General features: G+C 70.0%; 17 protein-coding genes. 7 read left to right on the top strand and 10 right to left on the bottom strand.

Annotated features, from left to right (window positions below; translation table 11 throughout):
• Window positions 1–58 precede the first annotated feature (58 nt).
• Window positions 59–1,639 (top strand): response regulator, encoded by a 1,581-nt coding sequence (locus MYSTI_RS29425; RefSeq protein WP_015351460.1) that lies wholly within the window; start codon window positions 59–61, stop codon window positions 1,637–1,639.
• On the top strand, window positions 1,636–3,099 hold the full coding sequence (locus MYSTI_RS29420) for a sigma-54-dependent transcriptional regulator (RefSeq protein WP_015351459.1): 1,464 nt from the start codon (window positions 1,636–1,638) through the stop codon (window positions 3,097–3,099). The genes MYSTI_RS29425 and MYSTI_RS29420 overlap by 4 nt, the downstream gene beginning before the upstream one ends.
• A 6-nt stretch (window positions 3,100–3,105) precedes the next feature.
• On the opposite strand, the gene MYSTI_RS29415 is transcribed toward MYSTI_RS29420, so the two are convergent.
• Window positions 3,106–4,437, bottom strand: a complete 1,332-nt coding sequence (locus tag MYSTI_RS29415; RefSeq protein ID WP_015351458.1) for a replication-associated recombination protein A — start codon at window positions 4,435–4,437, stop codon at window positions 3,106–3,108.
• A 118-nt stretch (window positions 4,438–4,555) separates the two neighbouring features.
• Between MYSTI_RS29415 and MYSTI_RS29410 the strand changes: the two genes are divergently transcribed.
• Together MYSTI_RS29410 and MYSTI_RS29405 are read left to right on the top strand one after the other, a co-directional pair.
• On the top strand, window positions 4,556–5,401 hold the full coding sequence (locus MYSTI_RS29410) for an NAD(+)/NADH kinase (RefSeq protein ID WP_015351457.1): 846 nt from the start codon (window positions 4,556–4,558) through the stop codon (window positions 5,399–5,401).
• A gap of 16 nt (window positions 5,402–5,417) precedes the next feature.
• The gene (locus MYSTI_RS29405; protein ID WP_015351456.1) at window positions 5,418–6,191 is read left to right on the top strand and encodes a YdcF family protein; all 774 of its coding nucleotides are present in this window, start codon (window positions 5,418–5,420) and stop codon (window positions 6,189–6,191) included.
• Window positions 6,192–6,199: 8 nt separating this feature from the next.
• Here the strand turns inward: MYSTI_RS29405 and MYSTI_RS29400 are convergent, their stop codons facing one another.
• Together MYSTI_RS29400 and MYSTI_RS29395 are read right to left on the bottom strand one after the other, a co-directional pair.
• Window positions 6,200–7,282 carry an isopenicillin N synthase family dioxygenase gene (locus tag MYSTI_RS29400; RefSeq protein ID WP_015351455.1) on the bottom strand — a complete coding sequence of 361 codons (1,083 nt, stop codon included), beginning with the start codon at window positions 7,280–7,282 and terminating at the stop codon, window positions 6,200–6,202.
• A gap of 171 nt (window positions 7,283–7,453) precedes the next feature.
• Window positions 7,454–9,067, bottom strand: coding sequence for a bifunctional metallophosphatase/5'-nucleotidase (locus MYSTI_RS29395; RefSeq protein WP_015351454.1), 1,614 nt, complete (start codon window positions 9,065–9,067; stop codon window positions 7,454–7,456).
• Between the two features lie 230 nt (window positions 9,068–9,297).
• Here MYSTI_RS29395 and MYSTI_RS29390 point away from each other — a divergent pair, with 230 nt between their 5' ends.
• A complete protein-coding gene (locus tag MYSTI_RS29390) occupies window positions 9,298–11,196 on the top strand; it encodes an alpha-amylase family glycosyl hydrolase (protein ID WP_015351453.1) in 1,899 nt (632 codons plus the stop codon).
• Window positions 11,197–11,241: 45 nt separating this feature from the next.
• On the opposite strand, the gene MYSTI_RS29385 is transcribed toward MYSTI_RS29390, so the two are convergent.
• The 7 genes from MYSTI_RS29385 to MYSTI_RS29355 all read right to left on the bottom strand — a co-directional run bounded on the left by MYSTI_RS29385 (window position 11,242) and on the right by MYSTI_RS29355 (window position 16,854).
• The gene (locus MYSTI_RS29385; RefSeq protein ID WP_015351452.1) at window positions 11,242–11,988 is read right to left on the bottom strand and encodes an MBL fold metallo-hydrolase; all 747 of its coding nucleotides are present in this window, start codon (window positions 11,986–11,988) and stop codon (window positions 11,242–11,244) included.
• The gene (gene coaD / locus MYSTI_RS29380; protein WP_015351451.1) at window positions 11,985–12,482 is read right to left on the bottom strand and encodes a pantetheine-phosphate adenylyltransferase; all 498 of its coding nucleotides are present in this window, start codon (window positions 12,480–12,482) and stop codon (window positions 11,985–11,987) included. The genes MYSTI_RS29385 and coaD overlap by 4 nt, the downstream gene beginning before the upstream one ends.
• Window positions 12,479–13,690, bottom strand: coding sequence for an MFS transporter (locus tag MYSTI_RS29375; RefSeq protein WP_015351450.1), 1,212 nt, complete (start codon window positions 13,688–13,690; stop codon window positions 12,479–12,481). Before MYSTI_RS29375 ends, coaD begins: the two co-directional genes overlap by 4 nt.
• Window positions 13,687–14,295, bottom strand: a complete 609-nt coding sequence (locus MYSTI_RS29370) for a TetR/AcrR family transcriptional regulator (protein ID WP_015351449.1) — start codon at window positions 14,293–14,295, stop codon at window positions 13,687–13,689. The genes MYSTI_RS29375 and MYSTI_RS29370 overlap by 4 nt, the downstream gene beginning before the upstream one ends.
• A gap of 79 nt (window positions 14,296–14,374) precedes the next feature.
• Window positions 14,375–15,208 (bottom strand): alpha/beta fold hydrolase, encoded by an 834-nt coding sequence (locus MYSTI_RS29365; protein WP_015351448.1) that lies wholly within the window; start codon window positions 15,206–15,208, stop codon window positions 14,375–14,377.
• 108 nt (window positions 15,209–15,316) lie between these two features.
• Complete coding sequence (locus MYSTI_RS29360; RefSeq protein WP_015351447.1) at window positions 15,317–15,871, bottom strand: adenine phosphoribosyltransferase; 555 nt, start codon at window positions 15,869–15,871, stop codon at window positions 15,317–15,319.
• Window positions 15,868–16,854, bottom strand: coding sequence for a 2-hydroxyacid dehydrogenase (locus tag MYSTI_RS29355; RefSeq protein ID WP_015351446.1), 987 nt, complete (start codon window positions 16,852–16,854; stop codon window positions 15,868–15,870). The genes MYSTI_RS29360 and MYSTI_RS29355 overlap by 4 nt, the downstream gene beginning before the upstream one ends.
• Window positions 16,855–16,993: 139 nt before the next feature.
• On the opposite strand from MYSTI_RS29355, the gene MYSTI_RS29350 reads away from it, so the two are divergent.
• Both MYSTI_RS29350 and recN read left to right on the top strand, forming a co-directional pair.
• Window positions 16,994–20,266 (top strand): DEAD/DEAH box helicase, encoded by a 3,273-nt coding sequence (locus MYSTI_RS29350; RefSeq protein WP_015351445.1) that lies wholly within the window; start codon window positions 16,994–16,996, stop codon window positions 20,264–20,266.
• 142 nt (window positions 20,267–20,408) lie between these two features.
• Window positions 20,409–22,148 carry a DNA repair protein RecN gene (gene recN, locus MYSTI_RS29345; RefSeq protein WP_015351444.1) on the top strand — a complete coding sequence of 580 codons (1,740 nt, stop codon included), beginning with the start codon at window positions 20,409–20,411 and terminating at the stop codon, window positions 22,146–22,148.
• Window positions 22,149–22,152 lie beyond the last annotated feature (4 nt).

The following is a 22,152-nucleotide window of genomic DNA, read 5'->3' as shown; positions in this document are numbered from 1 at the left end:
TGCAGTGCCCCACCGGCTGGCAAAAGCATTGCAAATGTCATGGGACGGAAAGAATCCCATGGGTCCCCTCGCCGCACATCGCCCCGAAGCAGACACCGCCCCGCGGGGAAGGCTGCTGCTCGTGGACGACGAGGAGAACATCCTCAAGTCCATCCGTCGGGTGCTGCGGCGCGGCGACTGGGACATCGAGACGGCGACGGACGCGGAGCAGGCGCTCAGGACGGTGGAGGCGTTCCGTCCGGAGGTCGTCATCTCCGACTTCCGCATGCCGGGGATGAACGGGGTGGAGTTCCTCACCCGGGTGAAGCAGCAGGAGCCGCGCGCCCAGCGCATCATGCTCACGGGCCAGGCGGACCAGCAGGCCATCGAAGAGGCCATCAACCGCTCCGAGATCTTCCGCTTCATCTCCAAGCCTTGGAACGACAGCCACCTGGTGTTGACGGTGAAGAGCGCGTTCGAGCAGTACGCGCTGCAGGCGGAGAACGAGCGGCTGTACCGGGTGACGCAGGCGCAGAACGCGGAGCTCAAGCTGCTCAACGCGGACCTGGAGGAGCGCGTCGCTCAGCGCACGCGGATGCTCAGCCAGGCCAAGCGCGAGTGGGAGCTGTCCTTCGACTGCATGGAGACGCCGCTGTGCGTGGTGCGCGGGCGCGACTTCGCGGTGCGGCGGGCGAACCTGGCATACGCGCACGTGGCCGGGCGCTCCATCGAACAGATTCCTTCGGATGTGGCGTGTTACCGCTACCTCTTCGACCGCGACGAGCCGTGTGTGGGCTGTCCGCTGCCGGCGGCGATGGAGAGTGGCAAGGGCGCGCGGGGTGAGGTGCAGCAGGGGGGCAGGACGTACGTGGTGGCGGCGTACCCCATGACGGGGGACGAGCGCGTGGTGTGCACCTATCGCGACGTCACCGAGGAGCAGGCGATGACGCGCCGGCTCATCGAGACGGAGAAGATGGCGGCGGTGGGGCAGTTGGCGGGGGGGGTGGCGCATGAAATCAACAATCCGCTGGGGGGCATCCTGGCCTTCGCCCAGCTCATGTCGCGCGATGCGGGCCGCAGCGAGGCGGACCTGGAGTCGCTGGGGCTGATCGAGGAGAGCGCGCTGCGCTGCAAGCGCATCGTCGAGAGCCTCTTGAAGTTCAGCCGGCACAGCCGCGTGGAGGACCGGCGGCTGTTCGACTTGTCTCGCTGCGTGGAGGACGCCGCGGTGCTCTTCCGCGCGCAGCTCAAGGCGACGCCTCGTGTGGAGTTGTCACTGGGTTTGAAGGACGGTCTCCCCAAGGTGTACGGGGACCCGGGCACGCTCGCGCAGGTGGTGCTCAACCTGCTCCAGAACGGGCTCCAGGCGCTGCCGAACAAGACGGGCCGGCTGAAGCTGGAGACAGGCCGAGAGGGAGACCGCTCCTTCTTCGCGGTGTCCGACACCGGCTGCGGAATCGAGGAGCGCTATCTGCCGCGCATCTTCGAGCCCTCCTTCACCACCAAACCCCCCGGTGAGGGCACCGGGTTGGGGCTGTCCATCGCGTACCGCATCGTTCAGGACCACGGGGGCAGCTTCCACGTCGACACCCAACTGGGCGCCGGCTCCCGTTTCACCGTCTTCCTGCCCATTCCCCTGCAGCTCGAGAGGTTGCCGTGAACCAAGTCAAGCGCGCCAAAGTCCTCGTCGTGGATGACGACTCCGTCGTCCTCAAGGCCGTGACGCAGATTCTCCAGCGCGAGGGCCACCCCGTGGTGGCCATTGATGACGCGGTGGAAGGTCTGACGGCGGCCAAGGACCCCACCATCGACGTCGTCGTGTTGGACATCAAGATGCCCAACCTGTCCGGCATGGACCTGCTGCGCGGCATCAAGGCGGAGCGTCCGGACGTGGAGGTCATCATGATGACGGCCTTCGCCACCGTGGAGACGGCGGTGGAGGCGGTGAAGGCGGGCGCGTACGACTACCTCACCAAGCCCTTCGAGAACATCGACGAGGTGAGCCTCACGGTGGCCAAGGCCGCCGAGCGCAAGGCGCTCAAGGACCGCACCCGCGCGCTGGAAGAGGCGCTCACGGTGCGCAGCCAGTTCGAGGACCTCATCGGCCAGTCGCCGCAGATGCGCTCCGTCTTCAAGCTGGTGGAGACGGTGAGCCACTCCACGGCCACCGTGCTCATCCAGGGTGAGAGCGGCACGGGCAAGGAGCTGGTGGCGCGCGCCATCCACTACCGCAGCTCGCGCAAGGACAAGCCCTTCGTCGCCGTCAACTGCTCGGCGCTCACGGAGACGCTGCTGGAGAGCGAGCTGTTCGGCCACGTGAAGGGCAGCTTCACCGGCGCCACGGGCAACAAGAAGGGCCTGTTCGAGGCGGCCGACGGCGGCACCATCTTCCTGGACGAGATTGGCGACGTGCCTCCCGCCACCCAGGTGCGCCTGCTGCGCGTGTTGCAGGAGGGCGAGGTCAAGCGCGTGGGCGCCAACGAGCCCGTGAAGGTGGACGTGCGCGTCATCGCCGCCACGCACGTGGACCTGTCGCGCGCCAAGGAGCAGGGCAAGTTCCGCGAGGACCTGTTCTACCGCCTCAACGTCATCACCATCGACCTGCCGCCCCTGCGGGACCGGCCGCAGGACGTGCCGCTGCTCGCGCACCACTTCCTGAAGCTGTACGCGTCCAAGGCGGACAAGAAGGTCACGGGCATCTCCCCGCGCGCCATGGAGGCCCTCACCTGCAACCGGTGGACGGGCAACGTGCGCGAATTGGAGAACGTCATCGAGCGCGCCGTGGTGCTCACGAGCAACGAGGTCATCGACGTGGAGGACCTGCCGCCCGGCTTCCAGTCGGCGCCGCAGGCCGACTCGGCGGTGGAGGTGTTCAGCCTGGCGCACCTGCCGTACGCGCAGGCCAAGCGCCTGGCGATGCGCGCCTTCGAGCGCCGCTACCTGTCCGCGCTCCTGGAGAAGAACAACCAGAACGTCTCCAGCGCCGCGCGCGCCGCGGGCGTGGACCGCTCCAACTTCCGCCGCCTGCTCAAGCAGTACGAGGTAGCGGGCCGCTCCATGAAGCCCCGCGTCCTGAAGGAGGACTCGGAGGCCGCCGAGCCCATGGAGGCCGCGTCGTAGTCCGCTTCACCCGTCCTCGCCGGGCTCGCGGAGTCGCTCCGCGAGCTGGCGCTGGATGTCCTCGTAGCGCTCGGACAGCTTCGCCTCCTCGCCATTCTGGGACGGGCTGTAGAAGCTCCGGGCGCGCAGGGCCTCGGGCAGGTAGTCCTCCGGGACGTAGTGGCCCTCGAAGTTGTGCGGATACTTGTAGCCGCCCCCGTACCCCAGCGACTTCATCAGCTTCGTCGGCGCGTTGCGCAGGTGCAGGGGCACCGGCAGCGCGCCTTCCTTCGTCACGGCCGCGCGCGCGGCGGTGTACGCCGTCAGCACCGCGTTCGACTTGGGCGCCAGCGCCAGGTACGTGACGGCCTGGGTGAGGGGCAGCGTGCCCTCGGGCAGGCCGACGAGCTGGAAGGCTCGCAGCGCGTCCACCGCCACGCTCAAGGCGCGCGGGTCCGCGTTGCCGATGTCCTCCGAGGCGAAGATGACCATGCGCCGGAAGAGGAAGATGGGGTCCTCACCCGCCTCCAGCATGCGCGCCATCCAGTACAGCGCCCCATCCACGTCGCTGCCGCGCATGGATTTGATGAAGGCGCTGATGACGTTGTAGTGCTCCTCGCCGCCCTTGTCGTAGAGCAGCGTCTTCTGCTGGAGCGCCTCCTCCGCCGCCTTGCGGTCCACCTTCGCGCCGCCGTGGGCCGCCGCCACCTCCAGCCCCGTGAGGGCCTTGCGCGCATCGCCGCCCGCGGAGGCCGCGAGGAAGTCCAGCGCCGCGTCCTCCACCTCCACCTTGCCGTGAAGGCCCCGCTCATCCGCCACCGCGCGGCGCAGGAGCGACACCAGCTCCTCCTCCTCCAGCCCGCGCAGCGTGACGACGCGGCAGCGTGACAGGAGCGCGGCGTTGACCTCGAACGAGGGGTTCTCCGTGGTGGCGCCGATGAGCGTCACCGTGCCCTTCTCCACGTGGGGGAGCAGCGCGTCCTGCTGCGCCTTGTTGAAGCGGTGGATTTCGTCGATGAAGAGGAAGGTGCGCTGGCGATGCAGGTTCCAGCGCTCCTGGGCGCGGGCCACCGTCTCGCGGATGTCCTTCACGCCCGCGAGCACCGCGGACACCGAGTCGAAGGCGGCGCCCGTGGAGCGGGCCACCAGCCCCGCGAGTGTCGTCTTTCCCGTCCCTGGCGGGCCCCAGAGGATGAGGCTGGGGACCTGGTCGTTCTCCAGGGCCCGGCGCAGGAAGCGGCCCTCCGCGGTGAGGTGCTCCTGGCCCATGAACTCGTCCAGGGTGCGGGGGCGCATCCGCTCCGCCAGCGGGGCCCGGCGTGCCTGCTCCTGCTGTCCGGCATGTGCGAAGAGGTCCATGGGAGCCCCAAACCTAGCGTCCGGGACGCGGACCTGCCGGGGCGTCTGTCCGGTGGGCAGGCCCCCCGACAAATCCTGGAAGCGCCCGGGCGCCCGCCTGGATTATGAAGAGGGGCGCGTGCAGACCCTCGTCATCGTCGCGAAGAAGGACAACCCCGAGGCGGCGGCCCTCGCGGCCCGCATCCGGGAGCGCTACCCGCACCTCACCGTGCTGGGGGACCGCTCCCTGGCGCATGTCCTGGGGTGGGCTCGGGTGGAGGACCGGGAGCTGGCGGCCCGGGCGGACCTGACGGTGGTGCTGGGCGGTGACGGCACCCTCATCTACGCCGCGCGGCTGTTGGGCGGGCGCGGGGTCCCCATCCTGGGCGTCAACCTGGGCAGCCTGGGCTTCATGACGGAGATTCCCGTCGAGGAGCTGTTCTCCACGCTGGACGAGGTGCTGGCGGGCCGCTTCCAGGTGGACTCGCGCATGAAGCTCACCTGCCGGCTGGTGCGCGGCGGGCGCGTGCTCATCGAGGACGAAATCCTCAACGACGTGGTCATCAACAAGGGCGCGCTGGCGCGCATCGCCGACCACGAGACGTCCATCGATGGGGTGCCCATCACCACGTACAAGGCGGACGGCGTCATCCTCGCCACGCCCACGGGCTCCACCGCGTACTCGCTGTCGGCGGGCGGGCCCATCGTCCACCCGTCGGTGGACTGCACGGTGCTCTCGCCCATCTGCTCGCACGCGCTCACCCAGCGCTCCATCGTCGTTCCCGCGGACCGGGTCATCCGCATCACGCTGCGCAGCGAGACGGCGGACACGTACCTCACGCTGGACGGACAGACGGGGCACGGCCTGCAAGGCGGCGACTGCATCGAGGTGGTGCGCTCCGCCAACCGCGTCAACCTGGTGCGCAACCCGCGCGTGGCCTACTTCTCCATCCTCCGGCAGAAGCTCCACTGGGGAGAGCGCTGAAGGACGCGGGAGGCGCGTGTTCCTGTTCCTCTCGAAGGTGCTGGACCTCTTCCTGGCGCCGCTCACGTGGGCCCTGTTGCTGCTGCTCGCAGGGGGCCTCGTGCGCGGGCGGCCTCGGCTCTCCCGGGTCTTCTCGGGCATGGGGCTCGCGGTCCTCTACCTCTTCTCCACGGAGGCGGTGTCCACGCTGCTGACGTACACGGCGGAGAAGGACGCGCGGGACACCTTCCAGCCGGGCGTGACGTATGACGCCGTCATCGTCCTGGGCGGTGCGCTGGACCCGTCCGCCATGGAGCGCTCCGGGCACCTGGAGCTCAACGCCGCGGCCGACCGGGTGCTGCGCGGCTACGACCTCCTGCGCGAGGGGCACGCGCGCCACGTCCTCATCTCCGGCGGCTCGTTGGACCCGCGCCCCGACCCGGTGGTGGAGGCGGACGTGCTGTCGCGCCAGTACCAGGCCTGGGGGATTGCCGCGGAGCGCATCGTCACGGAAGGGCGCAGCCGGAACACGCGGGAGAACGCGGTGGAGTCCGCGCGCATCATCCAGGAGCAGGGGTGGAAGCGGCTGCTCCTGGTGACGAGCGCGGCGCACATGCCCCGGGCCGCGGGCTGCTTCGCCGCGGTGGGGCTTCGTCCCGACACGCTGTCGGTGGACGCGCGGATGCCCGCCACCGAGGGGCGGAGGCTGACCTGGATACCTCGAGCCTCCGCGCTCTCCCAGAGCACGGACGTCCTGCGCGAGCTGGCGGGGCGTGTCGTGTACCGGCTGCGGGGCTGGACGTCGCCCTGAGGTGAGCGTCAGCCCGCCGCGCGCTGGAGGGGCACGGCTTCCAGGGGCGCGGTGCGCAGGACGGCTTCCTGCCGGAGCCACGACAGCGTGGTGAGCCGGCTCTCGTCGAGGATGCGCTGGGTGGTGACGCGGTCCGGATAGGAGCGCATGAACATGTTCGTGAAGTGCGTGCCGTAGTGGATGTACTCGTCGCGCGTCGGAGCGGAGAGCGGGCGCACGCAGGCCTCGAACTGGGGCTCGTGGAAGTAGGCCAGCGCGAAGCGCTCGCGCGTGTTGAGCACGACCTTGTGCGGCGTCGACAGCAGATAGCCTCGCGTGAGGAACTGGAGGATGTCGCCAGGGAACACGGTGAGGACCCCCGGCACGGGCTTCACATAGGTCCAGGGCTCGTCGTGCTCGTACATGCCCGCGGAGCTCTCGTGCGGGAGCCAGTTGCGGGGCCGCTTCTCGCCTTCGACGGGAGGCCGGACGTACAGCCCGCCCACGTCGTCCTGCGCGGCGATGACGAGCAGCCCGTAGTCGGTGTGGGCGCCGATGCCTCGCGTGGTGGTGGGGGAGCGCGCGGGGAAGCGCAGCACGCGCATGTGGTGCCAGCCGTCATGCGTCAGCGTGGTGAGCGCGTCGATGTCCAGGCCCAGGCCCAGCGCGATGAGCCGCAAGAGCCGCTCGCCCACCGAGCCGAGCTCCTCGGCGTGGGCCTGCATGCCCTGACGCCAGGACTCATCGGGCCAGGGGCCCGGGCCGTGGCAGGGCCACTTGGATTGCACGCGCGGGTCCGTGAGGGGCACGTCCCGGCAGACGGTGAAGACCTCGGACAGGTCCGCCTCGGACGCGGTGAGCTCCTGGCCCGACGCGATGTAACCGGAGTACGTCAGGTCGCTCACGCAGCGCGCCTTGGTCTCCAGCGACTGGCGAAAGAAGTGACGGCTCAGCTCGAAGGCCCGCTGGCTCTTCTCCGCCTGGGCGGGGCTCATGCGCACCTGGAAGATGCCGTCGCGCCTCCAGGCCCGGACCATGGTCAGCCCCAGGGCGATATCGGCCTCGCGTCCACTCACGGACTGCGGCAACTGGAATGTCTCCAACTCGATCATGGGAACTCCCGCGTGAGGGCGATGGAGAGCTTCCCGGGCTCGGGTTCTGACGTCGGAGATGAAGGGGGAGCTCCGCCGGCGCGCGAGTGGAGCAATCCCGCGCGTTCATCACCAGACGCGGGGCGGAAAACACCCAGGCTCCAGGCCGTGTTTGTGTCTGGAACTGGATGCTTACTTGAGGGGAGGCGCGGGGCGGCGCGCGTCGGGCGTGAGTCCCGCGGCGTCCACGCGGGTGATGCGGCCCTCGGGCTTCGCGCGCGGCGCGGGGCGGCCCGTGCGGAACAGGTCCGCGAGCACGTCCAGCGGCGTGCGCCCGTCCTTCAGCGCGGGCGTGGTGGGCAGGCCCTTGAGCATGTCGTAGCCATCCTTGCCGCTGGCGAGGAAGCTCAACGTGGCGATGCGGTACGTGGCCGCGGGGTCCAGCGGCTTGCCGTGCACCGTCACCTCCAGCACGCGCTCCCCGGCGGGACGGCGCGCGTCGTACTTGAAGCGAAGGCCCGACACCTGGAGGAAGCGGCCGGGGCGCGAGTCCTCGCGGCTCAGGCTCACGCCATTCTCCAGGACGGCGCGCAGCGTGGCGCCGGGGACCTCCATCACCACGAGCCCGTCCGTGTACGGCATCACCGAGTGCAGGTCCCTGCGCGTCAGCACCCCGGCGCGCAGCACCGAGTCCGCGCGCAGCGCGCCCCCATTCACCAGCGCCACGTCCGCGCCCGAGGCCTCGCGGAAGGCATCCGCCACAAGCGAGCCCAGGTTCGTCTCGCGCGTGCGCATCTGGGTGCTGCGTGCGTCCAGAGCCACCGGCGTGCGGCCCACGGGCTCCGCCAGGCGGGCGAACAGCGCGTGATAGGGCTGCATCGCCTCGTTGAACGCCGTGTCCTCGGGGACCTTCTTCGTGACGGGAATCAGCGACCAGGACACCTTGCGCACCGTGCCCGTCGCCGTGTCCACGTCCACCGTGAGCCGGCCCAACTCCAGCGCGTCCGAGTGCACCTTGAAGATGGGCGTGCCCGTGGAGCGGTCCGCCGCGCCCACGTGGTCATGTCCGCCCAGCAGCGCGTCGACTTTCACGCACCGGGCCAGCGCCTTGTCCTCCGCGAGCGACAGGTGCGTGAGGCCCAGCACCACCTTGGCCCCCGCGTCGCGCAGCTTCGCCACGGCGTCCTTCGCGGCCGCGCAGACGTCACCGAACTGCGTGTCCGGCCCCGCCTTCGTGGTGGTCTTCGTCTCGGGAATCACCACGCCGAAGAGGCCCACCGGGATGCCGCCCAGCTCGCGAAGCTCGAACGCCTTCACGCCCTCGAACAGCGCGCCCGTCTTCGAGTCCGTCACGTTGGCGCCCAGCCACGGGAAGCGGGACTGACGGATGCGCTCGCGCAGCACGTCGTCGCCGAAGTCGAACTCGTGGTTGCCCAGCACCGCGACGTCCAGGCCCAGCGCATTCCACGCGTCCACCATGTGACGGCCCTTGAGGGGCTTGCCGTCCAGCTCCAGCAGCGACTCCACCGAGGGCGACAGCGTGTCGCCTCCCAGCAGCGTGAGGACGTGCGGGGTGGGGGACTCGGCCAGCACGCGCTTGCGCAGCGTCGACACCCGCGCGAGCCCACCCCGGCCCCCGTGCTCCTGCGGCTGCACCTGATACACGTCCGCCAGGTGGAGGAACGTCAGTCGCGTCGTGCCCGGAGCGGGCGCGGCGGCCTGGGAGGTGCCCGGCGCCGACGCCAGGAACAGCGCGAGCGGCAGGAGCAAGACCCCTCGGCGGGCCAGCGCTGTCTTCGTCGTCATCGCGAGTCGTTCTCCAGAGGCGCCCGCACGGCGCCGGGCTCGCGGACCTACCGCACTCAGAGGACGAACGCGAGCACCCCGCCCGCACCCCTGTTCTTCCTCGGAGGGAGGGAGGGAGGCTGCTGCGACGTGTCATCGTGTGAAGTTACAGATTTGATGTGAATGCGGTTTGCTCTCGCTTTGCTGTGATTGCTAGGACCCATCCCATCAACGACAGGGAGGTCGTCACCATGCGACGCAACATGTGGAGTGCGCTGCTGCTGGCCGGAGTGTTGGGCTGCGCAGAGAGCGCGCTCGAGAATCCACTGGGCACGAAGGGCGAGGAGACAGGACAGGTCGTCCAGCGCCTCAGCTCCTCGAATCGGCCGGGCATGGGGGCGGTGGTCTACGGCGGCGGCACGACGTTCCGCGTGTGGGCGCCACTGGCCTCCCAGGTGTTCGTCGCGGGTGACTTCAGCAGTTGGGGGTGGGTGGAGCTGGGCAACGAGTTCAACGGCAACTTCTCCGGCGACGTGGCGGGCGCGGTGAAGGGGCAGAAGTACAAGTTCGTCACGCGCAACCAGTGGGGGAGCGATTCCTGGCGCGCGGACCCGCGCTCGGCGTGGCAGGAGAACTCCACGGGCGCCAGCATCATCTACGACCACGGCGAGTACTGGTGGAACGCGCAGCAGTTCAGCACGCCGGCCTTCCACGAGATGGTCATCTACGAGCTGCACGTGGGCACGTTCAACGACTCGCCGGGGTGGGGGCCGGGCAACTGGAACAGCGCCATCGCGAAGCTCGACTACCTGCGGGACCTGGGCGTCAACATGGTGAAGGTGATGCCGGCATACGAGTTCGCTGGCGACTTCTCCTGGGGCTACAACGTCGCCTTCCCGTTCGCGCCGGAGAGCGCCTACGGCCACCCCAACGACATGAAGCGCTTCGTGGACGAGGCGCACTACCGGGGCATCGGTGTCATCGTCGACGTGGTGCACAACCACTGGGGGCCCAGCGACCTGCCCATGTGGTGCTTCAGCGGCAACTGCCTGGGCAACGGTGGGGAGTACTTCTTCACCGACAACCGCAAGTCGACGCCGTGGGGGGACACGCGTCCGGACTACGGCCGCCCCGAGGTGCGTGCGTACATCCGCGACTCGATGATGAACCTGCTCGACAACTTCCGGGCAGATGGCCTGCGCTGGGATGCCACGAAGTACATGCGCACCATCGACGGCGCGGGCGACATCGCGCCGGCGTGGCAGGTGTTCCGCTCCATCAACCGCGAAATCAACGCGAACAAGGGCTGGAAGATCTCCATCGCCGAGGACTTCGGCGGCGGCGACTCCATCACCAACGACGCCACGTCCGACTTCGCGGGCGGCGCGGGCTTCGACGCGCAGTGGTCGGCGGAGTTCGTGCATCCCATCCGCACGGCGGTCATCGAGCAGAACGACGCGAACCGGAACATGTTCGCGGTGCGCGACGCGATTACCCAGCGCTTCAGCGGGCGGGCGCACGCGCGCGTCATCTACTCGGAGAGCCACGACGAGGTGGCCAACGGCAAGCAGCGGTTGCCGGAGGAGATCTGGCCGGGACAGGCGGGGAGCTGGGCGGCGAAGAAGCGCTCCACGCTGGCCGCGGGTGTCACTCTCACGTCTCCGGGCATCCCCATGCTGTTCCAGGGACAGGAGATTCTGGAGGACGGGTTCTTCGCGGACGGAGACCCGGTGGACTGGGGCAAGCTCAGCACCTACGGCGGCATCCACGACCTCTACCGGGACCTCATCCGCCTGCGCCGCAACTGGAGCAACAACACGCGCGGCCTGCGGGGAGGCAACGTCAACGTCCACCACGTCAACAACACGGGCAAGGTGCTTGCCTATCACCGCTGGGACAGTGGTGGGCCTGGGGACGACGTCCTGATTGTCGCCAACTTCAGCGGCACCTACTTCCCCACCTACAACATCGGCTTCCCGCGCACGGGCACGTGGTACCTGCGCTTCAACAGCGACTGGAACGGGTACTCGTCCGACTTCGGCAACACCGCGTCGGCCAACACGGTGGCGTATGGCGGCGCCAAGGATGGCATGGCGAACAACGCGTCCTTCGCCATCGGCCCCTACTCGCTGCTCATCTTCTCGCAGTAACCGGTGACAGGGGTTTCGGGCGCCCGGGGCTCGGGCGCCCGATTCCTACACGGTGTAGCGGCGGCCCTGACGCAGGGGCTCGATGACGCTGGCCTCGGTGTCGAAGTCATCCGGGTAGTGGATGAGGCGCATGCGGGCGCGCAGGTCCGCGGGCAGCGCGGCGAGCTTCTCGTAGGGCGTGTGGACGCCGTAGTTCGTCTCGTGGATGACCAGGTCCGCGCGAGACAGCCAGTGGATGAGCCCCTCGTCGAAGGCGGTGTCCGCGCTGTAGCCCAGGCACTTGCCCCCCGCGTGGATGCGCAGCGCGGTGGTGGGCACGTGGTGGTACGTCATGCGGGACTCGATGAGGAAGGGGCCGTGTCGCACGGCGGCCTCGGTGGAGAGCGGCGTGTGCTCGAAGTAGTCCTCGAAGTGCTTGTCGTTGGGGGCCTCGCCGCGCTTCTCGATGAGGCACTCCATGCCGGCGGCCAGGTGGCCTTCCCAGAGTCGCTCCGCCACGGCGGGGTGCGCGAGCAGCTCCAGCTTCCTGTGCAGGAGGAAGAAGGAGAAGTAGCCCATGCTCTCCAGTCCAGAGGAGTGGTCCGCGTGGAGGTGGGTGAGGGCCACGGCGCTGACGCGGTCCACGTCCAGGGGGATTCCGGTGGCGAGCGAGGCCTCGCGCATCATCTTGCGGATGGGGTGCGGGCAGTCCACCAGGAGCACCTGGTCCTCGGCCTCCACCGCGAGACAGGACGAGTAGTGGAGGGCGGAGAAGGCATCCCCGACGCCCAGGGGAATGAAGGACAGGCTCATGGCTGGCTCCGAAGGGACGGGTCGAGTCGCTCGCGCAGCTTCGCCGCGACCGTGGGCGGACAGAAGGCCGAAACGTCCTCGCCTCGCGAGACGCGCTGCTTGAGGCCGCTGCTGCTCACCTCGGCGAGGTGGGCCTCCGCGGGGAGGAAGAGGGTGGAGATTTCGGGCGCGAGCGCGCGGTTGTTCTGGGCGAGCTCCGTCTCGAACTGCGCATCGGTGGCGCCGCGCACACCGCGCAAGAGGACGCTGGCGCCGATGGCTCGCGCGTAGTCGACGATGAGCCCTTCGGTCCACGCCACCGAGACATTGGGGTGCATGGCCACGGCCTCTTTCACCAGGGCCACGCGCTCATCGGGCGACAGCAGGGTGTTCTTCGCGGGGTTGATGGCCACGACGACCACCACGTGGCCGAACAGGCGCGCTGCCTGACGGACCACGGACAGGTGTCCCGCGGTGACGGGGTCGAAGCTTCCTGCGTAGACGGCGATGGTCATGACGACACCTCGGGCGCGGGGGCCTCGTGCGTCGGGGATGGGCGGAGGGCGAAGGGGACGTAGAGCGTGCCGGCGACGCAGAGCAGCGCGGCGAGGACGAAGTGTCCGGGGTAGCCGAGCGCCTGCGCGCTGAAGCCACTGAGCGCCGCCGCCGCGCCCGTGGCAATCACCACGAGCGAGGCCTGCACCGTGTAGTCGGTGGCGGCGTGCTCGGGGCGGCAGGCATCCATCATCGCGGTGAAGAGCGTGGCGGTGGCCATGCCGCTGGCGATGTGCTCCACGGCGCAGACCGCCGTCAGCCACGCCATGGACGACGGAGTGCTGGCAACGACCGCGTACAGCAGCACGGCCGCCGCCTGGACGAAGCCGAAGAGGAACAAGGCCCGCCGCCGCCCCAGCTTCGCCACGAGGCTGCCGCCCGCGAGCGCTCCCAGGAGTCCCGCCGTGAAGCCCACCCCGCCGAGCATCCACGCGATGTCCGTGAGTGACAGGCCCCGGTCCACCAGGAAGGTGCGCAGCATGCCCGTGGCCAGCGCTTCTCCCGCCTTGTAGGCCACGAGCAAGGTGAGCCAGGTCGCGGCGCCGGGCCGTCGCAGCCACCACTGGAGGCCCAGGCTCGCGCGAGGCGGGGGGGCGGTGGCGGGCTCGCGGTAGAGCGCGATGGGCACGGTGGCGACGAGGAGAATCAAGCCCAGCGCCAGGAGGGTGGGGCGCCAGCCCGCGACGTCGAAGACGGCGAGCATGAGGCCTCCACCCAGAATCATCCCCACGCGATACGCGGCCACCTGCACGCCGTTGCCCCAGCCTCGCTCGGAGGGAGAGAGCAGCGTCACCGCGAGGCCATCCGTCGCGACGTCCTGGGTCGCCGCGAGCAGGTTGACCCCCAGCACCGCGGCGAGCAGCCAGTGTGTGTCCACGGTGGACTCGGGCAGCGCGAGCGACAGCAGCAGGCCCGCGCTCATGCACTGCAGCGGGAGGATGTAGCCTCGGCGCAGTCCCCAGCGCGCGGAGCCGTGCCGGTCCATGGATGGCGCCCAGAGGAACTTCAGGGCCCAGGGCAGCGCGAGCAGGTGCGCCAGTCCGATGGCCGGAAGCGAGAGGCCCTGGTGCCGCAGCAGGACCGGGAGCGCCTGGGTGAAGAAGCCGAACGGCAGGCCCTGGGAGAGATAGAGGCTCGACAGGAGCCCCAGCTTCACGGGCGTCTTCATGCGCCCTCCTTCGCGGTCGCCGTGTCGAGCAGACCCGCGGCCATCTGCTTCACGGTGTGGGCGGCCGAGCCCGAGGGGACGAGCCCCGGTGCGCTCGCGGAGAGCACGAAGTAGCCCTGCACCGCGGCGAAGAGGCCCACCGACAATGCGCGGGCCCTCCGCTTGCCGACCACGGACGCGACCAGTCCCTCGAGGTGCTCCAGGTCCGCGCGCACCACCTGCTCGTAGGCGTCGCGGACCTCGGGCTGCCGGATGGCTTCCGCGCTGATGGTGACCCAGCCGGCCACGGCGCTCGGGTCCGCGTCCGCGCCCGTCGCGAGGAAGGCGTCCAGGAACGCCTCCACCTTGCCTCGCGCATCCTCCGGAGCGATGCGGGCGACGCGCCTGGCCACCCGCTCTCTCGCACGGGCCGCGAGCTGCTCCACCAGCACGAGGAGGATCTCCTGCTTGTCGCTGAAGTGGTAGTGCACGAGCCCCGGACTCAGCCCCGCCGCCTTCGCGATTTCGTTGACGGAGGCCCGCTCGTAGCCGCGCTCGGACATCACTCGCAGCAGCCCCAGGACGATTTGCTGACGGCGCTCTTCGGTGTTGGACGGACGAGGCATGGGGGTCTTGTTTATTGGTTGTGTGACCAACTTATAAACAGGGCCGCGGGCGCCGTCAACCCGGCCTGGGGCGAGGAGGTCAGTCCTGGGCGTCCGGGCCTGTCCTGAGGGTGGTCCGCTGTCCGGAGACCAGGGCCTCGATTCCCGCCGCGACGAGGTCGGGCACCTCGAGTGAAGGCAGGTGGCTGACCGCGGGCAGCTTCATGACGTGGAACCACGGGTGGGTCGCGCTGAAGGCCACCTGCTCCTCCAGGTAGTCCTGGGCGTCGGGCTGGGCATACAGGTGCAGCGTGGTGGGCGCGGGGTTCAGGCCCGCGAGCGCGCGCAGGGGTGTGCCGTGTCGCGCCTGGCTCGCCGTGATTTCCCGCGCGGCGCGTGCCCACATCTCCTCGGGGACTTCGCGCATGTCCCCGCGAAGGGTGCGCAGGACGTCCGGGTGCTCCACGCCGTGGGCCCAGGTCTCGAGCAGCTCGTCGCGTGCGCGCCCCCAGCGCTCGGACATGAGGCCGCGCAGGAGGGAGGCGAAGGCGGGAGTCGGCTCGGTGACGAGCCAGTCCAGGAGCACGAGGTGGGGCACTCGCCGCGGGCCCCATTCCCGGTGGAGGTCCACGGCCCAGTAGCCCGCCGTGGCGATGCAGACCGGCACCACCCGTCGCGCGCCGCTGGCCCTCAGCACCGCGAGCAGGTCATCGAGCACCGTGCCGCTGTCGAAGTCCCCGGTGCCTCGCTCCGAATCGCCGTGGCCTCGCAGGTCGACACAGAGGACGCGGTGGCGCTCGGCGCAGCGAGGCACCAGGGTGCGAAAGACGTCGCGCCGTGAGCACCATGCGGGGATGAAGAGCAGCGGGGTATCGCCCTGGCCCACGTCGTCGTAGCGGATGCGGACCCCGTCGCTCGCGCGCACCTCGGGCATGTCTTCCTCCCCCTGTTGAACGGGACGCTCTCCTCGTCAGGTGGCCATGCGCGGGTGGCGCGACAGCAGCCGGGCGAAGGAGGGGAGGGGGCCTGGGTCGGCCGGGCGTCAGAACGTCAGCAGGGTGGTCACCTTGTCGCGGCCCAGTCGCTGGGGGCCTTCGAGGAAGTCGAGGCTGATGAGGAAGCTGAACCCGACGAGCTCACCGCCCAGCCGCTTCACCAGCTTCGCCGTCGCCTCCGCCGTGCCGCCGGTGGCGAGCACGTCGTCCACCACCAGCACCCGCTCTCCCTGGAGGATGGCGTCCTCGTGCATCTCCACGCCGTCCGCGCCGTACTCCAGCGAGTAGCGCTCCACGACGGAGCGGTGGGGCAGCTTGCCGGGCTTGCGCGCGGGGACGAAGCCCGCGTCGAGCGAGAGCGCGATGGGGGCCCCCAGGAGGAAGCCTCGCGCCTCCACGCCGACGACCTTGGTGATGTGCTGTCCCCGGAAGGGCGCGGACATGGCGTTGATGACGCGGCCGAACAGGCGCGGGTCCGCGAGGACGGGGGTGATGTCCTTGAAGACGATGCCGGGCTTGGGGAAGTCCGGCACGTCGCGAAGGCGGGCCTGGAGGTCGGCGACGAGCGTGGTGTCGGAGAGGCTGGCGACAGGCTGGGTCATGGGAAGACCTCGGGGTTGACGCAGTGGGGAGGCCGCCGTCCCTCGAGCGCGGCCAGGAGGTTGTCCACCGCCATGGAGGCCATGCGGCCCCGGGTGGCGTGCGACGCGCTGGCGATGTGCGGCGCGAGCAGGACGTTGGGCAGGGTCATCAGCGGGCTGTCCGGTGGAAGGGGCTCGGGGTCCGTCACGTCCAGGGCCGCGCCGCCCAGCCGCCCGTCCCGCAGGGCCTCGACGAGCGCGACCGGGTCCACGACGCCACCCCGCGCGGTGTTGACGAGCAGCGCCCCGGGCTTCATCGCGGCCAGTTCCCCGCGGCCCACCCAGTGTCGGGTGGCGGGCGTCAGGGGCACATGCAGGCTGATGATGTCCGCTTCCGCGAGCAGCGTGGCCTTGTCCACCCGGACGGCGCCCGTCTCCACCTCCAGCGCGGGACGGGCCTCCCGCCCCACGTAGAGGATGCGCATCCCGAAGCCTCGGGCCCGCCGGGCCACCGCCGAGCCGATGGCTCCCGGGCCGACGATTCCCAGCGTCGCCCCGTACACATCCGTTCCCAGCAGGAGGGTGGGGCTCCAGGTGCGCCAGTGGCCGGCCCGGATGTACGCGTCCGCCTCCGCGACCCGCCGTGCGAGTCCCAGAATCAGCGCGAATGCGAAATCGGCCGACGTCTCGGTGAGGGCGCCTGGGGTGTTTCCTACCGCGACGCGGCGCTCCGTACAGGCCCGAACGTCAATGTTGTCGTAGCCAACAGCCACGTTGCTGACCGCCCGCAGGCCGGGGGCGGAGGCAAGCAGGCGGGCATCCACACGGTCCGTCAACAAGGTGACGAGGCCGTCGGAGCGGGCGGCCTCGGCCAGGAGCGTCTCGGGCGGGGGCGGCAGCTCCGCCTCCCAGACGGAGAGGTCTACCTGCTTGCTCAGTCGCCCGAGGGCCTCTCCGGGGAGCTGTCGAGTGACGAAGACTCGGGGGCGGAGGGTCCGGGGCATGGCGAGCGTTGATGGTCTCATAGCCTGATGCCGGTGGCTGCTTCCGCTGGCGGACTCAACCACATTTCCCGCGAGCGGGAGCGTCCTTGCTGTGCTAGTGGCAGGGGTTCCCCGGCGCTAGGAGCCAGGGGCCCTGCCTGTGCCAGCCGTGCAATCCACCGCCGACATCCGAGACGCCCTCCCTCCTCAGGACACCCAGTGGCTCAGGGCCCTGAAGGCTGAAGTCCAACCCACCATCTTCAAGAAGGGCCGGGAGGTGGCGGAGTCCCGCCGCGTCTTCGGGCTCCAACGTGAAGGGGACCGCATCCGCGCGCAGGTCGCGGGCTCCACCGGTGAGCGCTATGAAGTCGCGCTCATGGTGGGCGACGGTCGCGCCACGTCCTCCTGCACGTGCCAGTCGTGGAACACGTACGGTCCCCACTGCGAACACGTGGTGGCCGCCGCGCTCATCTACGCGGCGCGGTTCCGTCCGCCGCCTCGTCCGCAGCCCGTTGCTCCGCCGCCGCCCGCCGCCGAGCCCCTCGACTCCGCCGCCAACAACGAGGTGGTGGACGCCGAGGTCCCCGTGGAGCCCGACGCTCCGGTGGGGGACGCCGTCAGCCTGCCCGCGCTCGCCAAGGTGGAGAGCTGGCTGGGGCTCTCCGCGCAGCCGGACTATGAGTTCTTCTACCGGTTGACGGCCGCGAGCACGAACGCGGGCACGCGTCAGTGGGTCATGGACGTGCGCCGGCAGGATGCGCAGACCAAGGGCCCCATCCACGTGAAGCGCACGCTGCAGACGGGGGGGCGCATCTCCCCCGCCGACGAGCGCGTCTTCATGGGGCTGTCCCGTCACGAGCATCGCTACGACTCGCGCATCGTCCTGTCGGACGAGGAGCTGAGCGAGGTGATGGACCTGCTGCGCCAGCGGCGGGTCATCTACCGGGGCACGGCGCTCATCAACACGGAGGTGCCCGTGCGTCCGCAGATTCGGCTGGAGTCCCGGCCGGACGGCGCGACGGCGCGCATCGAGCTGCTGTTCCCGGACGGCGCCAGCTACTCGCTCAAGGACGTCATCCTGCTGTCGGGCCGTCGCACCTGGGTCATCCAGGGGCAGAACCTCCACCCGGTGGAGCCCGACTTCCCGCCCCGGCTGCTGCGCAAGTGGCTGCTGGAGCCGAGCATGTCCTTCCCCTCCGGACAGCTGGACCGGGTGCTGACGTTCTTCGCGGCCCACCTGCCTCGCTTCCGCATGTCGCTGAAGGCGGACGACATCGAGGTGGACGAGGCGGTGGAGCCTCACTTCGTGCTCACGCTCGAGGGCAGCCCGGAGCGCGTGAAGGTGCAGCTCGCCGCGCGCTACGGGCAGACGACGGCGCCGGTGTCCCCCACGGCCACGCACCTGGGCTACGCCAGCGGCGTGGGCGGGGACAGTCGCAAGCTGTACCGCCGTCGTGAGGACCTGGAGCGCTCGGCCGGGAAGCTGCTCCTGGACCTGGGGCTGCGCTTCGAGCCCCAGTCGCATGTGTTCGACGCGACGGGCGACGTGGCGCTGGAGTTCTGGGCGCGTGGCCTGGCGTCGCTGCCCGCGGAGTGGGAGCGCTTCGGGGTGCAGGCGCCCAAGGTGCGGCTGCGTCCCAAGCTCAAGCCGCGCATCCGCGTGGGCATGAGCGGCGTGCAGTGGTTCGACCTGGACGCGGAGTTCGTCACCGACGACCAGGCCGTGGACCTGGGCGCGGTGCGCATGTGGCTGGACTCTGGCCGCCGCTTCGTCCCGCTGAAGGATGGCACCTTCGCGGAGGCGGACCCCGTCGAGCTCAAGCGCGTCGCGGACTTGTTGGAAGAGGCCGGCGCGATGCCGGGTCGCTCGCGCACGCGGCTGCCGTTGCATCAGGCGGTGGCGTTGGACCTGCTCGCGGACCTGGGTGAGTTCACCGAGGTGGAGGCGAAGGCGCGCCAGGCGATGATGGAGCTGCGCGAGTCGGCGGGAGTGCCCAAGGTGGGCGTGCCCGACGGCCTGCACGCGACGCTGCGCCACTACCAGGAGGCGGGCCTGTCCTGGCTCTGGTTCCTGCGCCGCCACGGCCTGTCCGGCATCCTCGCGGACGACATGGGTCTGGGAAAGACGGTGCAGTCGCTCAGCCTCCTGCAGAAGATGGCCAATGACGAGGGGCGCAAGCCGTCGCTCGTCGTCGCGCCCACCAGCGTGCTCGCCAACTGGGAGCGCGAGGCGGAGCGCTTCACGCCGGGCCTGCGCGCCATGGTGTGGCACGGCCAGGACCGCAAGGAGCGCGCCGAGGACCTCAAGGGCATGGACCTGGTGCTCACGTCCTACGCGCTCGTGCGCCGGGACTTGGACCAGCTCTCCCAGGTGGGCTTCCGCTTCGTGATTCTGGACGAGGCGCAGAACATCAAGAACGCGGACAGCGCCACGGCGCAGGCGTGCAAGTCGCTGCCCAGCGAGACGCGCCTGGCGCTGACGGGTACGCCGCTGGAGAACCGGCTGTCGGAGCTGTGGAGCATCTTCGACTTCCTGATGCCGGGCTTCCTCGGCAGCGCGGACAGCTTCGGGGACCGCTACGAGCAGCCCATCCAGGTGGCCAACGACGCCTCCGCCCGGGACAGGCTGCGCCGCCGCATCCAGCCGTTCATCCTGCGTCGCTTGAAGACGGAGGTGGCCAAGGACCTGCCGCCGAAGACGGAGAGCGTCGCGTGGTGCGAGATGGAGCCCGGCCAGGCCGCCCTCTACCGCGAGGTCATGGAGGAGAGCCGCCGCAAGGTGAACGAGAGCATCGAGAAGGTGGGCTTCAAGCGAAGCCGCGTCTCGATTCTCGCCGCGCTCATGCGGCTGCGGCAGGTGTGTTGTGATCCACGCCTGCTCAAGCTGCCGCCCGGGACGCTCCTGCCCTCCAGCGCCAAGGTGGAGCGCTTCATGGAGCTGGTGGAGGACCTGGTGGCGGAGGGCCACCGCGCCCTCGTCTTCAGCCAGTTCACGGAGATGCTGGAGCTGCTCAAGCAGGAGGCGGACAAGAAGGGCCTGCGCTACCTCTACCTGGACGGTCGCACCAAGGACCGCATGGGCAAGGTGGACGAGTACAACCGCCCGGATGGACCGCCCCTGTTCTTCATCTCCTTGAAGGCGGGTGGCACCGGTCTCAACCTCACGGCGGCCGACTACGTCATCCACTTCGACCCGTGGTGGAACCCCGCCGTGGAGGACCAGGCCACGGACCGTACCCACCGCATCGGCCAGACGCGCGCGGTCATCAGCTACAAGCTCATCACCCGTGGCACGGTGGAGGAGAAGATTCTCTCCCTCCAGCGCCGCAAGCGGGACCTCGCCGCCGGAGTGCTCGGTGGGGATGGGGATGAGGGTGCCCGCACCCTGACCGAGCAGGACATCCAGGAGCTGTTCACCGACGCATCTTCGTGAGTCGCAAAGGTTGGGGCTTCGACGGAAGCCCCAGCCTCCCCCGCCCCCATCCGTGTGGCTGACCGGAACGCCTGTGCAGTGTCAGAGGGACCTGTTAGGGTGTTCAGTGCCAGGGCCGTCGTACGGACATTGGAGGGCGCGCGTGCTGCTGGGTCTGCGGATTGCGAACGTGGCGGTGATAGAGGAGGTGGAGGTGGCGTTCGGAGCCGGCCTCACCGTCCTCACGGGAGAAACGGGGGCGGGTAAGTCCATCCTCGTGGACTCATTGAACTTGCTCCTTGGTGGGCGAGCGGACGCGGACGTCATCCGCGCCGGGTGCGAGGAGGCGTCCGTCGAGGGCGTCTTCGCGCGCACCCCGGTGCTGGGCGCGCGTCTGGAGGACCTGGGCCTGCCGGACCTGGGGGAGGAGGTGCTCGTCCGCCGGGTGCTGGGACGCACCGGACGGGGCAAGGCCTACGTCAACGGCGCCCTGGTGACGGTGGGCGTGCTGGGGAAGCTGACCCGAGGGGCGGTGGACCTGGCGGGCCAGCACGAGCACGTGAGCCTCTTCGACTCCGGCCTGCACCGCGTGCTGTTGGACCGGTACGGGGAGATGGAGACGCCGCTGGCGACGTACTTCGGGGAGTACTCCGCGCTGCGGGAGGTGGACGCGCGCATGGAGGCCCTGGGCGGGGACGAGTCGAAGGTGCGCGAGCGCGCGGAGTTCCTTCGCTTCCAGCTCGATGAAATCTCGCGCTGGGACCCGGAGCCGGGGGAGGACGCGCGGCTGGACGCGGAGCGCAAGCGCCTGTCCAGCGCGGAGAAGCTCAAGCGGCACGGCGCCGAGGCGGAGCTGCTCGTCGCGGGGGATGAGTCCTCCGCGCTCGAGACGGTGGGGCGCGCGCTGGGGCTGGTGCACGAGGCCGTCAAGTGCGACGCGACGCTGTCGCCCGTGGCCCAGTCGCTGAGCACGGCCCTGTCGGAGCTGGAGGAGGCGCAGCGCCGGCTCAACCGGTACGTGGAGGGGCTCGAGTCGGACCCGACCCGACTGGCGGACGTGGATGAGCGGCTGGATGGCCTCAAGCGGCTGTGCCGCAAGCACGGCACCACGCTGGACGGCGTGCTGAAGAAGCGCGGAGAAATCGAGGCCGAGCTGGGCACGCTGGAGAACCGCCAGGAGGTCCTGGAGGAGCTGGCGCTGGAGCGGCGCAAGGTGGAGGAGCGGACGCGCAAGGCGGCCCTGGCGCTGTCCAAGGCCCGCTCCTCGAGCGCGGTGGAGTTCTCCGCCCAGGTGCGTGAGGGCCTGGGGCACCTGGCCATGGGCAAGGCGGCCTTCGAGGTGCGTGTGACGCCTGGGGAGACGCTGCGTCCGGACGGTCTGGACGACGTGGAGTTCTTCTTCAGCGCGAACCCGGGAGAGCCGGCCCGGCCCCTGGCGAAGGTGGCCTCCGGTGGCGAGGCGAGCCGCCTCCTCCTGGCCCTGAAGCGGGCCCTGGCCGGCAGCGACGCGTGTGGCTGCTACGTGCTGGATGAGGCCGACGCGGGCGTCAGCGGCGCCATCGCGGACGTGGTGGGACGGATGATCAAGGAGGTGAGCAGCCACCGTCAGGTGCTCTGCATCACCCACCTGCCGCAGGTCGCGGCCTATGCGGACGCGCACCTGCTCATCCGCAAGGCGGTGAAGGCGGAGCGGACCGTTTCCCAGGTGACGGTCCTGGCGGCGGGGCCGGAGAGGACGCGGGAGCTGGCTCGGATGATGTCGGGCGTGGAGGTCACCCGGGAGGCGCTGGGGGCGGCGGAGGCCCTGGTTCGCTCGGCCCATCGTTCCCTGGGGTCTCCCAGGGCCCGGAGGGAGTCCGGACCCGAGGGAACCCCCCGGGGACGCCTGCGGCGGACGGCTTGACGCA

Origin of the sequence: Myxococcus stipitatus DSM 14675 (assembly GCF_000331735.1) — a bacterium.
Classification (GTDB): domain Bacteria; phylum Myxococcota; class Myxococcia; order Myxococcales; family Myxococcaceae; genus Myxococcus; species Myxococcus stipitatus.
This window is presented reverse-complemented; position numbering and strand designations above follow the sequence as displayed.

What these genes read in the sequence shown, in the direction of transcription:
- MYSTI_RS29360 (WP_015351447.1), bottom strand. Translation starts at nt 15,871, where the DNA reads ATGACCCAGCCTGTCGCCAGCCTCTCCGACACCACGCTCGTCGCCGAC.
- MYSTI_RS29415 (WP_015351458.1), bottom strand. Translation starts at nt 4,437, where the DNA reads ATGGACCTCTTCGCACATGCCGGACAGCAGGAGCAGGCACGCCGGGCC.
- MYSTI_RS29370 (WP_015351449.1), bottom strand. Translation starts at nt 14,295, where the DNA reads ATGCCTCGTCCGTCCAACACCGAAGAGCGCCGTCAGCAAATCGTCCTG.
- MYSTI_RS29425 (WP_015351460.1), top strand. Translation starts at nt 59, where the DNA reads ATGGGTCCCCTCGCCGCACATCGCCCCGAAGCAGACACCGCCCCGCGG.
- coaD (WP_015351451.1), bottom strand. Translation starts at nt 12,482, where the DNA reads ATGACCATCGCCGTCTACGCAGGAAGCTTCGACCCCGTCACCGCGGGA.
- MYSTI_RS29390 (WP_015351453.1), top strand. Translation starts at nt 9,298, where the DNA reads ATGCGACGCAACATGTGGAGTGCGCTGCTGCTGGCCGGAGTGTTGGGC.
- MYSTI_RS29365 (WP_015351448.1), bottom strand. Translation starts at nt 15,208, where the DNA reads ATGCCCGAGGTGCGCGCGAGCGACGGGGTCCGCATCCGCTACGACGAC.
- MYSTI_RS29385 (WP_015351452.1), bottom strand. Translation starts at nt 11,988, where the DNA reads ATGAGCCTGTCCTTCATTCCCCTGGGCGTCGGGGATGCCTTCTCCGCC.
- MYSTI_RS29375 (WP_015351450.1), bottom strand. Translation starts at nt 13,690, where the DNA reads ATGAAGACGCCCGTGAAGCTGGGGCTCCTGTCGAGCCTCTATCTCTCC.
- MYSTI_RS29400 (WP_015351455.1), bottom strand. Translation starts at nt 7,282, where the DNA reads ATGATCGAGTTGGAGACATTCCAGTTGCCGCAGTCCGTGAGTGGACGC.
- MYSTI_RS29395 (WP_015351454.1), bottom strand. Translation starts at nt 9,067, where the DNA reads ATGACGACGAAGACAGCGCTGGCCCGCCGAGGGGTCTTGCTCCTGCCG.
- MYSTI_RS29355 (WP_015351446.1), bottom strand. Translation starts at nt 16,854, where the DNA reads ATGCCCCGGACCCTCCGCCCCCGAGTCTTCGTCACTCGACAGCTCCCC.